This window comes from Acidobacteriota bacterium (genome assembly GCA_035529075.1).
Classification (GTDB): Bacteria; Zixibacteria; MSB-5A5; order GN15; family FEB-12; genus DATKXK01.
Map to the genome: position 1 here is coordinate 20,615 of DATKXK010000015.1, position 15,534 is coordinate 36,148.

The 15,534-nt window shown below is 60.4% G+C and carries 9 protein-coding genes; 4 read left to right on the plus strand and 5 right to left on the minus strand.

Annotated elements, in window-relative coordinates; all coding sequences use genetic code 11:
• Positions 1-99: 99 nt before the first annotated feature.
• Positions 100-2,904 carry a FlgD immunoglobulin-like domain containing protein gene (locus VMY05_09835; GenBank protein ID HUV31375.1) on the plus strand — a complete coding sequence of 935 codons (2,805 nt, stop codon included), beginning with the start codon at positions 100-102 and terminating at the stop codon, positions 2,902-2,904.
• Here VMY05_09835 and VMY05_09840 read toward each other — a convergent pair.
• The 4 genes from VMY05_09840 to VMY05_09855 are packed head-to-tail and all read right to left on the minus strand — an operon-like array spanning position 2,882 to position 10,543.
• A complete protein-coding gene (locus VMY05_09840; protein ID HUV31376.1) occupies positions 2,882-6,688 on the minus strand; it encodes an efflux RND transporter permease subunit in 3,807 nt (1,268 codons plus the stop codon). The two genes, VMY05_09835 and VMY05_09840, sit on opposite strands and share 23 nt — an antisense overlap.
• Before the next feature lie 3 nt (positions 6,689-6,691).
• Positions 6,692-8,653, minus strand: coding sequence for an efflux RND transporter periplasmic adaptor subunit (locus VMY05_09845; protein HUV31377.1), 1,962 nt, complete (start codon positions 8,651-8,653; stop codon positions 6,692-6,694).
• 25 nt (positions 8,654-8,678) lie between these two features.
• On the minus strand, positions 8,679-9,152 hold the full coding sequence (locus VMY05_09850; GenBank protein HUV31378.1) for a YHS domain-containing protein: 474 nt from the start codon (positions 9,150-9,152) through the stop codon (positions 8,679-8,681).
• 26 nt (positions 9,153-9,178) lie between these two features.
• Entirely contained in the window at positions 9,179-10,543 is a 1,365-nt protein-coding gene (locus VMY05_09855; GenBank protein ID HUV31379.1) for a TolC family protein, read from the minus strand.
• A 257-nt stretch (positions 10,544-10,800) separates the two neighbouring features.
• On the opposite strand from VMY05_09855, the gene VMY05_09860 reads away from it, so the two are divergent.
• The 3 genes from VMY05_09860 (at position 10,801) to VMY05_09870 (ending at position 14,200) form a co-directional block, all read left to right on the plus strand.
• Entirely contained in the window at positions 10,801-11,841 is a 1,041-nt protein-coding gene (locus VMY05_09860) for an ATP-binding protein (GenBank protein HUV31380.1), read from the plus strand.
• Between the two features lie 3 nt (positions 11,842-11,844).
• Positions 11,845-13,203: a sigma-54 dependent transcriptional regulator gene (locus VMY05_09865; protein ID HUV31381.1), complete on the plus strand. Its 1,359-nt coding sequence runs from the start codon at positions 11,845-11,847 to the stop codon at positions 13,201-13,203.
• 100 nt (positions 13,204-13,303) lie between these two features.
• Positions 13,304-14,200, plus strand: a complete 897-nt coding sequence (locus VMY05_09870; GenBank protein ID HUV31382.1) for a DMT family transporter — start codon at positions 13,304-13,306, stop codon at positions 14,198-14,200.
• Between the two features lie 64 nt (positions 14,201-14,264).
• Here VMY05_09870 and rocD read toward each other — a convergent pair whose 3' ends face one another.
• On the minus strand, positions 14,265-15,530 hold the full coding sequence (gene rocD / locus VMY05_09875; protein ID HUV31383.1) for an ornithine--oxo-acid transaminase: 1,266 nt from the start codon (positions 15,528-15,530) through the stop codon (positions 14,265-14,267).
• Between the last annotated feature and the right edge of the window lie 4 nt (positions 15,531-15,534).

Consider the following 15,534-nt stretch of genomic DNA (forward strand, 5'->3'; position numbering starts at 1 on the left):
CGGCGTTCACCGGGCCCGACCGACAGAATCATTGACAAACTTGGAGAATGTTGTATAGTGTAGAGTCTGGCACATAACTCCGTCTTGAAGGTTGTCATAATGAAAAAGTTAATCCTCTTCACGTCGTTGTCTCTTCTGGCTGCTCTTTCTCAACCTGTGTTCTCCCAATCGCCCGTCTTCACCGGGTGTCCGCCTTTTGTCGAGGGCGGCTACTGCGACTCCCTGGTCTACCAGGTGGTCGCGATTGATCCCTCCGGCGACGATTACGGCAGAAACATACGCTACCATCTCGTCTCCGGGCCGGGGCAGGTAAACGAGAAAACCGGCTTGTGGGTTTTTCATCCCGATCCCGCGGAAGCCGACCCGTACCTCATCAATACCGTTGAGATAGCGGCATCGGCAGGTCAGGATACGACCAGCGGCGACGAGAACTGCACCTTCGGTGTTCGCATACGCAACGAATCTCCGCGCTTCGAGTCATTCTGCGGCGCTCATTTCACGGTGCTGCCGGATGACACCCTCAGGCTTCCCCTGAACGTGCACGATCCCGACGGCTGCGATCCGGTCGTTCTGAAGATATCTGAGGTTACGCCGGAGGTGCAGGGTACGCTGACTCTGGACGCCGCCACCGGTCTGCTCACGTTCGTGCCTGCGTCCGCCGACAGCGGCATGACGTTTACCGTGACGCTGGAAGCCACGGATGGCGTGAACGTGCGAAGCTGCCGCCTGTACTTTGACACCTACCCGCTCAGTCCCGTTCAGCTTCAGATTGAGACCAGTCTGGGTGCCTCGGTCGGGGACACAGTCCAGGTGGCTATTCTGATGAACGCCAGCCCGGTCGAGTTTGGCCTGATTGACCTGGTGGTCAGTTACAACCCGCGTCTGCTTGATTTCCTGGGGGCATCCGGCGGGCCGGCCTTTTTCTCCGAGACCGAAGGCTGTTCCTGGGAGTACTTCCGTTTTTCCGAGCAGATCGTGTCCGATCCGGGTTTTCCTGAGCGGCTCGTCCGGATTCGCGGTGTGGCCGAGAGTCGCGGCCACCCCCCGCACGCGCTGTGCTACCTGCCGGAGGTGCTGCCGGCCGAGTTTGCATCGCTCGAGTTTGCGGTAAGAGACGCCGCGACTCCGCACGTGGGAATAACGCCGATTCGCTTTTTCTGGGCCGACTGCCGGAGCAACCTGCTCTTTTCGCCGAACGGGCAAATCGCCTATTATTCCAGCGTTGTGTACGATCTGCTCGGTTACCCGATCACTCAGGATAGCGTGGTCGTCGGGTACGATGGTGCCGCCGATGTGTGCTATCTGTCGTATCCGGGGTATCGGGAGAGATACCGTCAGGTGGAGTTCTACAACGGCGGCATATCGCTAAAGGGTGGTGGTCCGCCGGCCCCGTACGTTGTGAGGATTGAGCACGAGGCCGGTCCTTACGGCCACGGGGTGATTCAGGGGATGCCCGTCACGCTCGATGTAACGCTCGAGAGTATCGACGCCGGCCACGGGCTCGGCGGTTTCAGCTTTCTGATAGCTTACAACTCCGTGGCCCTGACACTTCAGCGGGTTGACAGCGGTCAGATCTACGAAGATTGCGGTTGGGAGTATTTCTCGTACCGGCACGGCCCCTTTGACAATTGCGGCGATGGTTGCCCGAACGGTATGGTTCAGGTTGTCGGCGTTGCGGAAATCAACAATGGCTCGCATCACCCGGGGTGCGCTGATCCGACCCCATATGTCGACGGGCTGCCGGTAACGCTGGCCGAACTGGTCTTCATGGTGACCAACGACAGGAACTGGGAAAACGCGTTTATCCCCGTGCGGTTCTTCTGGACACAGTGCAGCGACAACCGGCTGAGCAGTGCCGACGGTTTGTGGTCGTTCGCATCCCGCAGGGTGTTTGACTGGGACGGGTACCTGCTCCCGCTCGACACCGCTTTCCCGACCTACGGGGGAGAGGTGCCCGGCTGCGGCTGGGTCGAGTACCCCGGACCATACTCGCTGATAGACTTTTACGGCGGGGGCGTCGACATCATTGGCTGCGATATGGACATCCTGGGTGACATCAACTGCAACGGGATTCAATACGAGATCGCCGATGCCGTTCTGTTCATGGAGTACTTCAAGAACGGCCTGGACGCCTTCGGTCTCTTCGCTGACTATTCGGTCGACGCCTCCGATATCAACCGTGACGGCACCCCTCTTTCGGTGGCCGACTTGGTGCAATTGCTGCGCATCATCATCGGTGACGTCGTGCCGGACCACATCGTCAAACCCTCACCGCATACGGCCTCGTTCAATCCGGACCCGATAACCAAAGTGGTCATTGTCGACACACGTGACACGCTGGCAGCTGTACACCTTGTATTCGAGGGTGAGGAGCACATCGTACCCGGCCCCGGAGTGAGAGGGTTTGACTTTATCAGCGTGTATGATGGTGAAGTAACGCGCGTGCTCATGTCTCCGCCGATCAGCGATCTGTATGCTTCACACTTCGACGGCGGCGTACTCGTCCGGTTTTCCGGTGACGGGGCTTTGATCAGCGCTGACGCTTCTACACAGGGCGGTCGCATGGTTCCGTGCGTTATCGGGGGCTACACGGCCGTCGATGAGGCAGGCTCTGACGGTCTGCCGGAGCAGTTCACGCTGTCGCCGAACTACCCGAATCCGTTCAACCCGGTGACTACGGTGAAGTTCGGCCTGCCGCACGCCTGCCGGGTGAAGCTCGAGATTTACAACATCGCCGGGCAGAGGGTAAGAACGCTCGTGGACGGCGACAGGTCCGCCGGTTATCACGCCGTCTCATGGCAGGGCACGAACGACGCGGGCAATCGGGTGGCCAGCGGGGTATATCTATACCGGATTACGGCCGGTGACTTCGTGCAGTCGCTTAAGATGTTGCTTCTGAAGTAGCCGGGTGTGACTGTCTCTTGAGCCGGTACTCGGCGACTGCGCTGTAGAGTGTTGGTACCACGAAGGTCGTGATGAGCACCACAGTCATCCCGCCGAACGACGGGATGGCCATCGGCACCATGATGTCGGCTCCCTTGCCGGTGGAGGTTATCACCGGCAGCAGGGCCAGGATAGTCGTGGCCGAGGTCATCAGGGCCGGGCGTATCCTGCGCTTGCCCGCCAGTACCGTAGCCTCGCGAATCTCCCTGACGCTGGATGGTTTCTGTGCGCGGAAGACCTGCCTGAGATAGGTCGCGATAATTACTCCGTCGTCGGTGGCAATCCCGAACAGGGCCAGGAATCCCACCCACACCGCCACGGACAGGTTGTATTGGCGTACCTGGAACAATTCCCGAAGGTCAATGCCGAAAATGGAGACGTCCAGAAACCAGTTCTGTCCATACAGCCAGAGCATGAGAAACCCGCCCGACCAGGCCACGAAGACGCCGGTAAAGACGAGCAGGCTGGTCGACACACTCCTGAACTGCATGTACAGGATCATGAAGATGATAACAAGGGCCAGTGGGAGCACGATGCTGAGTTTCTTTTGCGCCCGCACCTGGTTCTCGTAGCTGCCGGCGAAAGTGAAGCTTGCCCCTGAGGGCAAAATCAGTTCGCCGGTTCGGATCTTATCGTTCAGGTAGGCGCGCGCGGTTTCCACGACGTTGACTTCCGAGTGACCGGCTTTCTTATCAAAAATGACGTAGCCGGTCAGGAAGGCGTCCTCCGACTTGATGACCATGGGGCCGCGCACGAACTCTATCTTGGCCAGTTCGATCAGCGGAATCTGGGTACCGTTCGGTGCGGCCACGAAGACGCGGCCGAGGTCCTCGATGCTGGTACGCAGCTCTCGCGGATAGCGGACCCGCACGGGGTAACGCTGCCGCCCTTCGATGGTGGTGGTCAGCCGCTTGCCTCCGACGGCTACCTCGATGACGTCCTGGACCTGCCGGATCGACAACCCGTAGCGGGCGATGGCCTCGCGGTCAATCCTGATTTCGAGATACGGCTTGCCGACAATACGGTCGGCTAGGACGGTCGCCGGTTCGACCGACGGCACCTGCTTGAGCAGCCGTTCGATCTGCAGGCTGACCTCTTCGATTGTCCGGAGATCCGGGCCCTTGACCTTCACGCCCATCGGCGCCCGCATGCCGGACTGAAGCATGACGATTCGGGCCGCAATCGGCTGTAGTTTCGGTGCCGACGTCGTGCCGGTGATTTTGCCCGCCTTGACCAGTTCCTTCCAGATGTCATCCGGCGAGTGAATGTGATCCCGCCACTGCCGGTACGGCTTGCCGTCCTCGTCAGGAATCAGCTCACCCAGCGAATCGCGCACGAACTGTCCGGCCTTGTCATCGTACCGGAACTTGAGTATCCGACCGTCGCCGTCGCTTCGATACTCCTGCCGGTAGTTGATCACGGTTTCGATCATCGAGATGGGAGCCGGGTCCAGGGGACTGTCGATCCGTCCCAGTTTGCCGACTACCGATTCAACCTCGGGGACGGCCGAGAATGCCTTGTCCTGCAATTGAAGAACATCGAGCGCTTCACCGATGGAGGCGTGAGGCATGGTCGTCGGCATGTAAAGGAATGAGCCTTCGTCGAGATCAGGCATGAATTCCCTGCCCAGTCCGGGCAGGGCATGGCTCACGCGGCTGTAAATCGCCGTGGACCGGACGAAGTCCGGCATGAAACCGAATATCCGGTCGAACCCGAGCCAGATGGAGGCACCGAAGAGCACGAGCGACATCGGCAAGAGCAGGAACTGCCATTTGTGGCTCAGGCACCAGCGAAGGATCGGTTCGTAGGCCTTCTGCAGGAGATGAAAGAGGTACAGGATACCTCCGAGCAGCACGGCGACAAACAGGAAGTTGAGCACGAGTCCGTTCTGCACGCCGAGCGGCCGCCAGTGCGACGCCAGCAGAAGCCCAACGACGGTGACTATGAAATAGTTGGCAAGTCCGGGGATGCGCCTGCTCACGGAATTGGGCAACCGCTTCCGTACAAGGACAAATGCGGCGCCCAGGATCAGCAGTGCCCCGGTCCACCAGAAGGACCATACCAGCATGGTAAGTCCGGCCAGTGTCAGCCCCAGGGGAAGCAGCCGCGAGGCCTTCCGACCTTTCGCGCCGCGTCTGAACAGCAGGTGAGCCAGCGGCGGGATGATCGTGAGGCCGATGATCACCGAGGCGATAAGGGCGAACGTTTTGGTATAGGCGAGCGGCGTGAAAAGCTTGCCCTCAGGTCCCGTCATTGTGAATACCGGCAGGAACGAGACGACGGTGGTGGCAATTGCCGTCAGAACGGCACCGCCCACCTCGGAGGACGCCTGCAGGATGACGTCTCTCCGGTTCTCGGTGGGAGCGGCCCCGTCAAGGCGGCGCAGGATGTTTTCCGAGACGACTATGCCGACATCGACGATGGTACCGATGGCGATGGCGATTCCGGAGAGGGCCACGATGTTGGCGTCGACGCCGAACAGCTTCATGGCGATGAACACCGTAAGTACGGTCAGCGGCAACAACCCGGAGACGAGCAGGGACGACCTGAGGTGCATCAGCATGAAGACAACGACTATAATGGTCACCAGAATCTCATCCACGAGCGCCGTGTTGAGCGTGTGGAGGGTCTCGTGAATCAGGCCGGTGCGGTCATAAAACGGAACGATTGTCAATTTCGAGACGGTCCCGTCGGGCAGCTCCTTCTGCGGCAGGCCGGGGGATATCTCCTGGATTTTTTCTTTGACGTTCTTGATAGCGGCCAGGGGATTCTCCCCGTGGCGGACCACGACCACGCCACCGACGGCCTCGGCGCCGCCCTTGTCGAGCACGCCGCGACGGGCAGCCGGGCCGAGGCTTACGTGGGCCACGTCCCTGACCAGCAGCGGAACGTTGTTGCGGACCCGCACCACGGTGTTCTCGATGTCCGCCACACTCTTGATCGACCCCAGGCCCCGGATGACGTATTCGACCCTGTTCATCTCCATCGATCGGGCGCCGACGTCGACGTTCGAGTTTTTGACGGCCTGGAACACCTCGGACAGAGTGATCCCGTAGGTCTTGAGGACGTCGGGGTTGACGTCGATCTGATACTCCTGCACGTGTCCGCCTATGGAGGCGACTTCGGCTACGCCGCCCGCGGATTGCAGCGCATACCTGACGGTCCAGTCCTGGATCGAGCGCAGTTCGTGCAGGTCCCAGCCGCCGGCCGGGCTGCCGTGCTCGTCGCGCCCTTCGAGGGTGTACCAGAAAACCTGCCCCAGGGCCGTGGCGTCCGGCCCGAGCGCCGGTTGCACCTCGTCGGGAAGCGTTCCCGGCGGAAGCGCACTCAGCTTTTCGAGGATACGGGAACGGGACCAGTAGAACTCAACATCGTCCCTGAAAATTACGTAGATGGACGAGAACCCGAAGAAGGAGTGGCTTCGCACCGTCCTGACGCCGGGTATACCCATGAGCGACACGGTCAGGGGATAGGTGATCTGGTCTTCAACGTCCTGCGGCGACCGCCCGGGCCATTCCGTAAAGACGATCTGCTGGTTTTCGCCGATATCCGGAATGGCGTCCACCGGAACCGGGTATCTGGCAATCCCGCCCAGGTTCCAGTCGAACGGGGCGACCAGCATGCCCCAGCCGATCAGGATAACCAGGCCGAACAGGACGATCAGCTTGTTGTCAAGGCAGTATCGTATCAACCGTCCGGTCAGGGTGCGATTGCCGTCCGCATTTGAGTCCGTGTCCCGCAGCATGTGCTATTCCCCTTGAGACTTCACCGGCGGCAGCTCTTTCTTGATGGTGCCGCAACGAAGCATGGCCGCGCCGAAATACGAGTTATTGACGGTATTGGACGTCTGCAGCCAATGCGCCCCCGTGTTGTCGAACGCCATCGGGCAGTATGTCAGGTAGTAGGGGCGGTCGTCGGCATGGCCAAACGCCTCTTGAAGATCTATCATCGCGCTGGACAGTTGCTCGAACCTCGCGCGCGCAGCCGCCAGGTCGCGGGATTCTCCCTCCGTTGCCGCTGTCTGCCGTATCCGGGCGGCAAGAGCCTTCCAAGTTACGTGCGCGCTTTTCTCGAACCCTGCCGTGTTCACCGTGTCTGCCGCTTCTGCCAGCGCGGTCATGGCGTCGAGGGTCGCGCTCAGGTCGTCGGCCGCCAGTGCTTCCTGGACCGCAAAGTAAGCGTTGTAAACCGGCGTGAGCGCATGGATGTCGCCATGATGGCCGCGCGGCGTGGCTCCGGCCGGGTTCATCATGCTTACGCGGCCCTGAAGCTGCAGTTCGCTGTCTATCTTGAAGGACCCGTTGGTCACCACGGACTCGCCCTCGGCCAGTCCGGACTTGACGACAAAGTAATCACCCGCTCTCGGACCGAGTTCGACCTCACGGCCTTCAAAGATGAAGCCGTCTGCGTCCGAGACCTGCACGTAAACGACTGCCCGGGTGCCCGTAAGCAGCGGGGCGGTAACGGGGATGAGCAACGGTGGTTCCGTATCGTTCTCCGGCGGAACAAAGCCGAGCGATTCGGCCGGAACCAGCGGCATGCCGCAAATGTCACACGTGCCCGGGCCGTCCTTGACGATCTCAGGGTGCATCGGGCTGATCCATTTGCCGTGAAGGTCGTCGGCAAGGACGTTGCCGTATTCATCGAGCCGCGGCCGGATGGTGCCGCTGACGAACATGTTCGGCTTGAGCTTGAAGGCGCTGTTGTCGACCACTACGCGCACCTTTACGGTCCGCGTGTCGCTGTCAACGAGCGGGTCTATGAAGGTCACCGTGCCGCTGAAACGTTCGCCCGGCAGCGAAAGCACGGTAAACTCCACCGTCTGTCCGTACCGGACCCAGGTGAGATCGGACTCGTGCACGTCAAGCACAACCCACACCTTCGACAGGTCGGCGATCGTGTAGATCCTCGCGCCCGTTTGCACGTACTGGCCCTCACGAGCGTCCTTCCGGACCACCACCCCGCCTGCCGGCGCATGGATTGTGACGTGATCGGAGGCGGTTTGCGACTGTTCGATCCGGGATATCTGGTCACCGGTCAGTCCCAAAAGCCTGAGTTTCTCCCGCGCGGCTTCCAGGGTGGCCGCGGCGGTCGTGCGGAGGGCGCTATTGGCGCTGTTCTGCAGTTGGCCCGTGGCACGATGCACCTGGATCAATTCCTGCTGAGCCGCGAGAAGATCGGGAGAATAGATCTCGGCCAGATGATCACCCTTTCGAACGGTGATACCGGTGCGATCCGCATAGAGACGATCCAGGCGGCCCGGGACCCAGGCGGTTATATGCGCGAGTCTCCCTTCGTCGTAGGTGACGTTGCCCGAAACCCGGACGCTATGTCGGGCTATGCCTCGGCGCACCGGTGTGGTGGCAATGGCGGCCAGTTCCCTGGCGGCAGCCGTCATCTTGAGCTGCCGATTTCCAGTCTCCTCGACACCGCTGCTTTCAACCGGGATCAGATCCATGAAACAGATCGGGCACTTGCCCGGCTCGGGCAGTTTTATCTGCGGGTGCATGGAGCACGTCCACACGGATGACTCGTCAACGCTCCCGTGATCGTGGCCGGCCGGCGGCCCCGGCTCGGGACCGGGGCCGCTGAGTATGTAACCGGCCAGGAAGGCCAGGGTGATTACGGCCGCCAGGGCGACCAGGCCGCGTCCTCTGCGGACCGCCAGGCCGCGCCGTGACCTGCCCTCAGAATGTGATTTCACCGCCATTGTTTACCTCTTTCCTCCGGCGCGGTCAGTCGCTGGTCCCTGTGCGGTGTTTGCCGTGACCTTCGTTCTTGTTATCCGCCGGTCTGTCCATCGAGCCCAGGTACTGTCCCGGGTCCTTCTGGAACTTGTCGACGCACTGCTCCGAACAGAAGTACAGGTGACGGCCCTCGTGGTGAGCCTGCACCTTTTTGTTCTGAAGGATCTCTCCCGTCACCGGGCAGGTTGCCTGGATATTCTCAAACATGATGCCTTCGGCGGCGGCTTTCTTGAAGTACTTGTCCGGGTCGGCTTTCAACGCCTTGGAGCATCCCGGGCAGCAATGGTATACACGCTGGCCCTGGATGTCGGTGAAAACGGTCGAGTCGATCGCGCCCCCCATAACCGGACAGCGGCTCTGGTTTTTCAACGTTGTTTCGGTCGTGTCGGCCTGGGCGTTGATGCCGACGGCCGTGAACAGCGTCACGGCAATGATGGTGGCAAGTGTCATAGTCTTTCGCATAACGGTTTCCTTTCGTCGTACTGTTGTTATTCTTTGTTTTTTTCTTGGGCTGAGTGAAGGTCCTGGCCGGTCAGCATCTCAAGTTCGGCCAGGCGGCGTGCGTGCTCGACGGCCGCCTGCTGAGTCTGAAGCCGCAGTTCGAGCAGGACTCGCTGAGCATCAATGACCTGCAGGAAGGACGCCGTGCCGGCCCGGTAAGCCGCGAACGCAACGTTCATCGACTCCTCGGCCTTGGCAACGAGCCCGTCACGGTACAGGCTCAGACGCCGGCCGGCGTCTTCGTAAAAGAACCTGACCAGTTCGACGCGGGCGTCAAGCTCGTCACGCCTGCTTTCCCTGAGTTGCTCAGCCTCGTGCAGGCGGGCAACGGCCTCACTTTTCGCGGCTTTGTTCTTTCCGAACCAGATGGGCAGGCTGATACCGACCGACACCGTCCAGGCATCCTTGCCGCTGCCGGCCATCGTTGGGTCGGAAGCCTCCCCGGTCTCGATGTAATCCGCGCCAATGGTGAACCGCGGCAGGGAAGATCTGCCGGCCAGGCTGACGGCCGCCCTTTGGCTGTTTATGACATGGTCAATCGCCTTCAGGTCGGGATTATGCGCCCGGGCCATTTCAACAAGCGCTTGGGCTGTCAGGTCGGGGGTGCGAGCCGGGATGGAGTCCGGCACCGGGGGCGACACGCTGTCGGGAAGGTTGACCGCCGCTTTCAGCCGTGCCGCGGCCGGTACGAGTTGCTGTTCCAGGCCGCGCAGGCGGTCTTCCAGCGTGCCAAGCTCCACCTGGACTTTGACCAGGTCGGCATGCGGCTGCACTGCGCTGGAATATCTCGTCCGTGCTACCTCTTCCCAGAAGCTCAATAGCTCCATGTTCCTGCGCGCAATCTCGATCTGCGCACCGAGATAGTAGTAGTCGTAGTATGCGCTCCTGACCCGGTAGAACAGACTCAACTTCTCGGCCTGGTAGCGCTGGTAGGCCGCATTGGCAGCCTCGCTTGCCATGTCGCCCTTTTTCCCGAGAGTGCCGAACCACGGGAAGGACTGATGCACCGAGAACCTGTGCCTCTGCGGACCCACTCTCGTCTCGACATTTTCCACGAAATAGGCATATGTGAACGTGGGTTCCGGAAGCGCCTTGGCTATCGAAACCTTTGCCAGCTCGGCCTTCCAGCCATGAAAAGCAGCCTTCAGCGCAGGGCTGAACAGGGCGGCGTGGGCTAGGTAGTCGTCAAGAGCCGGTTTCTCAGCCGGGAAGTCATACTCGGACTCCGCTCGCGCAAGCTCGTGGTCGATCTGTCCTGCGTCACGGTCCCCCGGCTGCTGCCCGTACGCGGTGGACACAGCATGGAGGCCGGCGAGTGCGCCTGCGATCAGGAATGTCTTTATCAGTTTCACAGTATTTTGGTCACCTCTGCCCGTGCTGTTTGCTGCCGGGCCGCAGATGTTCTTCCGTTTGTAAGTCAAACCGCGTGCCAAACTCCGAATTCCGCGATAAGCCTCTGTTTGCGAATGGGTTATGGTTTTTCGGAACTTTGCCGCCCCGACCTTGTTGGAGAATATTGTCAGGTATGCGGGATTTCGATGAAGAATATTATTGAAAAATCAAGATTTGAGAGCCTATATAATGATGGACAGAGAAGGACGCTGAAGTGATGAGAGCCCTGTATGTAAAGCTGTCGGTAGTGGCAGCGAGCGTGGCCCTTACGCTGGCCATCCACTACGGCTGGATTCTCGAACACGTGTTCGGGCACTCCGGCTGGGTTCATGCGCTGCACGGCCGGTTCTGCTACATACCCATTGTGGTCGCCGCATCCTGGTTCGGGTTGCGCGGCGGAGTGATTACGGCAGCCGCTATCTCGCTGCTTGTCGTTCCCTATCTGGTCAGCGGGTCGTACCACGGTGAATTGTCGGGAGAACTCGTTGAGATAGTGTTCTATTTCGCTATTGCGGTGTTGGCCGGCGGCCTGGTCGACAGAGAGTTTGCGCTTCGTCGAAGGCAGCAGGAAACGCAACGTCAACTGGAGCGTTCTCACCAGCTATCGATCATCGGCCGGATGGCAGCCGGGGTAGCGCACGAGATAAAGAACCCCCTGGCTTCGATAAAAGGCGCCGTGGAGATACTTACGGGTGAATCCGCCTCGCGGCAGGACAAGGAGGAGTTCGGTCGTATTATAGGCAGCGAAGTCAGGCGAATCGACGGCACCATCAGCGAGTTCCTGGCCTTCGGACGACCGAAACAGGCCAGGCTCGAACGGACTGACCTCACGGAGACACTGAAAACCACTATCAGGCAGTTTGAGAACCAAGCCGCGAGCGCAGGGGTGAGACTCAGAAGCGACGTCGCCGACGGCATTGTCGTCACCGCGGACAGGGAGAAGATACACCAGGTCGTCCTGAACCTGCTGCTAAACGCCCTCGAGGCGTCCGGGCAGGGCAGTAATATAGAAATCGGGCTTGTCCGGGAGGGCGCAAAGAGCGCGCGGTTGTCAGTGACGGATTTCGGTCGCGGGATTTCCGAGGAAGATCAAGGCCGGATTTTCGAGCCTTTCTACACGACGAAATCGAGCGGAAGCGGGCTTGGCCTGGCCGTGGCACGCTCCATTGTGGAAAGCCACAACGGAAGTATCAGCGTAACCAGCGAACCGTCCAGCGGGACGGAATTTGTCGTCAGGTTGCCCCTGCTTCGGGAGTAAATAATGTCAGTACGGATATTGCTTGCCGATGATGATGCCGCCCTGAGGCGGGTTCTGCAGTTCAAGCTCGAAGAGCACGGGTTCCAGGTCACCTCGGTGCCCGACGGTGAGCGGGCGTTGGAAGCGCTTGGCCGGAAACCGTACGTACTGCTGCTGTCGGACATGCGCATGCCCGGGCTGAGCGGCATCGAGTTGCTTGAAAAAGCGCGGGCACTTCAACCACAACTGGAGGTCATTCTCATGACCGCGTACGCCGAGGTGTCTCAAGCCGTCAAGGCTGTGAAACTGGGAGCGTTTGATTACCTGACGAAACCATTCGATGACGACCAGTTACTGGTGGCTATTGACAAGGCCGTCAGGTTCCGGCAACTCGAGGATGAAAACCGGTCCCTTAAAGAACAACTCTCCGGGCGAAAGTCCGTGCCGGTGGTGGTCGGGGTGTCGAAGTCATTCAAGGACCTTCAGGCGCTCGTGGACAAGATTGCCTCGGCCGACGCCACGGTTCTTATAAGCGGACCGTCCGGTTCCGGCAAGGAAGTGATCGCACGGATGATTCACCGGAAGAGCCCTCGCTCCGACGGACCGTTTGTGGCCGTGAATTGTGCCGCCATCCCCAGGGACCTGATTGAATCGGAACTGTTCGGGCACGTGAAGGGGGCATTTACGGGGGCGATCAAGGACAAGAAGGGGAAATTCGAGCTTGCCGACGGCGGCACGCTGTTGCTTGACGAAGTCAGCGAACTGAACATCGAACTGCAGGCCAAGCTGCTTCGGGCCGTCCAGGAGCGGATTATTGAACCGGTCGGGGCCGAGAAACGCATAGAGATAGACGTCCGCCTGCTCGCCGCGACAAACGTCAACCTGAAGGAGCGGGTGAAGTCCGGGCGGTTCCGGGAGGACCTGTTCTATCGGCTCAACGTTATCCCGGTCATGGTGCCGAGCCTGCGAGAACGGCCGGAGGATATTCCGCTTCTCGTGCAAACCTTTGTCAGCCGCTTCAGCCCGGAGGCGCGGATTGAGGTTGACGACGATCTGATCGACATGCTGGCGACCTGTGAGTGGCCGGGCAACATCCGCGAACTGGAAAACCTGATCGAACGGATGTTGGTCTTGCGCCACTCTGACAGGTTGGGGGTGGGCGATTTGCCGCCTGAGTACCGGGCTGAACCCTCGCAGGATGACGACACAAACGCCGGTGTGCCGGAGCGAGACCTCTCCTTTGCCGAGGCCGAGAAACGGTTGATCCTGAGGGCCCTGGAGAAAGCCGGCTGGAACAAGACACGCGCCGCCGAGATGTTGAAGGTGCCGCGCCATATCCTCGTGTATCGTATGAAAAAATACAGCCTGGTTCCGCCTCGATGACGACTGAATTCAGGTGTTCCGGATCTCACTTGCCGGAAGCAGGTTCGGCGAAGCGGCGCCGAGGCCGGCCGCCGTTGCACTATCTGACAGTCGGTGTCCCGTGACTTCCCGAGTTCGCGCTATCGTAATACTGCTTGCGGGAGCAACGCTGATCAGCTCTTCCCCGGTATTCGTGAAGCTGGCGATGGGGGGGGCGCTCGGGCCCACGGCCGTCGGCTTCTGGCGAACTCTGGTCGGCGGGCTGATCCTGTTCGCTATCGGACTGGCTCGGCACGGGCGGCTGGGGCTTTCGCGGCAGGCACTGCCGTTTGCCGTGCTGGCCGGGTTGTTCTTCTGCGCCGACCTGTACTTCTGGCATCGTTCCATCCAGAATGCCGGGGCTGGTATGGCGACCATGCTGGCCAACACTCAGGTCTTCGCCACCGCGCTTATCAGTTTCTTCGTGTTCCGGGAACGACCGAGTCTCATGTTTTATGGCGCTGCTGCCGTGGCGTTTGTAGGGGTTGTCCTGCTGGTGGGGGTCGGGAGCGAGCGAGTGGTGTTCACGGCGAGCTACGTGCGGGGCGTGGTGTACGGTTTGCTGACAGCGATAGCGTATGCCAACTATATCGTGAGCCTGAAGAAAGGTCAGGCTGGCCGGCCAGGCGACCATGCGGTCATCTTCGTGGCCTGGACATCATTGTTTTGCGCGCTTTTTCTCGGTCTGGTGGCGGCGACGGAGAGCGACGGCTTCTGGCCGTCGAATGCCTCGGAGATTGGGGCGCTTCTCGGCCTGGCCGTGATTGTTCAGGCGCTCGGTTGGTGGACCATAGCCAGCGGCCTGCCCCGCGTGCCGACCGCCCAGGCCGGCCTGATCCTGCTGCTTCAACCGACCCTGGCGATGGTCTGGGGGGCGCTCTTTTTTGCTGAGTACCTGACGGGCGTTCAGGTTCTGGGTGCCGTTATCGCCCTTGCCGGCATGTACATGGGCAGCATACGGGAACAAGTGAGACGCTAAAGAGGCAATAAGCAAGAAGGGCGGCTGCCGTCAGCTACCGCCCTTTTCTGCCGAAGTATAATCTTCAATCAATCAGCACTTTTTCAAGGCGCTCGCAGAGATAGGCGATCTCTTCATCAGTGATAATCAGCGGCGGGGAGATACGAATGGTGTGCCCGTGGCTGTCGTTGGCGAGCACGCCGAGTTCGAGCAACTTGCGGCAAAAGACCATGGCATCGCCGCTCTTGACCTCGATACCTATGAACAACCCGCGGCCGCGAACCTCTTTGACGTGCTTAGAGCGGGCCGCAATGGCGTCGATTTTCTCCTTGAGTACGGCCCCGACGCGAGCCGCCCGGGCGGGCAGATCTTCGTCGACGATGACGTCGAGCGCCGCCAGCCCCGCTGCACAGGCGAGCGGGTAGCCGCCGTAAGTGGAACCGTCGCGCCCCGGCTGAAAGACCAGGTCCATGAGCTTGGTATTGGTCACGAAAACCGACACCGGTACGAGGCCGCCGGAGATCGCCTTGCCCAGAATCAGGCCGTCCGGCGCGACATCCTCGTGCTCAAAGCAAAACATTCGTCCGGTGCGGCCGAGGCCGACCTGGATTTCGTCGAAAAGCAACACGAGGTCATGCTCGTCGGCCAGTTTGCGCAAGCCCCTGAGAAATCCGTCGGGCGGGATATACATGCCGCCTTCACCCTGCATGGGTTCCACGAGGATGCCGCACGTGTTCGGCGTGATAGCCTTCTCGACGGCCTTGATGTCCCCGTATTCCACCGCGACAAAACCCGGTGTCAGCGGGCCGAAACCTTCCTTGTACTTGGGCGTGGTGGAAAATGACACGGCCGTGATCATGCGGCCATGGAAGTTGTTGTTAAAGACGATGACTTCCTGGCTGCCGTCCGCAATCCCCTTCGATTTGTAACCGTAAAACCGTGCGGCCTTGACCGCGGTCTCGACGGACTCCACGCCCCCGTTCTTCGGCAGCACCTTGTTGCCGTTCTTTCCGAATCGCGGACCGAGCTGGGGCACGAGGGTGGCCACCTTCTCTGAGAATTCTCCAAGCCTGTCGGTGTAGACGACATTGGAGACGACCGAGGCATATCCGCCCTTGAGCGCGTCTATGAGCGCCTGTACGATCTTCGGATGGTGATGGCCTTGATTGGCGGCCGAATACGCGGCCAGGCAATCCAGGTACCGCTTGCCGTTCAGATCGGTCAGCCAGCAGCCGTTCATGCTGTGCACGACCACGTTCAGCCGGCTGTAGTGGTCGGCGCCGTAAGTGTGCACGAATTCGATAATCTCTTTGTCTGTAAGCGGCGGCTTGCCGACATTTGGCTTTTTCATCGTA